The sequence below is a fragment of the Ralstonia sp. ASV6 genome (assembly GCF_016429285.1).
Classification (GTDB): domain Bacteria; phylum Pseudomonadota; class Gammaproteobacteria; order Burkholderiales; family Burkholderiaceae; genus Ralstonia; species Ralstonia flaminis.
Genome location: NZ_JAELUI010000705.1, coordinates 1 through 251 on the forward strand (window position 1 = coordinate 1; position 251 = coordinate 251).

The 251-nt window shown below is 54.2% G+C and carries 1 protein-coding gene; it reads left to right on the forward strand.

Features of this window, described 5'->3' with window-relative positions; all coding sequences use genetic code 11:
- On the forward strand, window positions 1-96 hold a 96-nt coding region (locus JHD73_RS28945; protein ID WP_199029503.1), incomplete at its 5' end, for an IS3 family transposase.
- Between the last annotated feature and the right edge of the window lie 155 nt (window positions 97-251).

The window sequence follows — 251 nt, forward strand, 5'->3', positions numbered from 1 at the left end:
TTCGACTACATCGAGCGCTTCTACAATCCGACGCGCAGGCATTCGACGCTCGGCTACGTCAGTCCGATACAGTTTGAGCAAGCTCGAGAAGCTTAGGTCGGTGTCCACTGAACCGGCAGCAGCCCACGGTGGTTGAATCGGTAGCAGGTTTCAGCCAAGTAAAGATGGAAGAATTTGCTGGGCACACCACGGTACGGATAGAGCCAGTTTTTGGCGTAACTCCAGAAGCCCTCGATACCGTTGATGTGGTC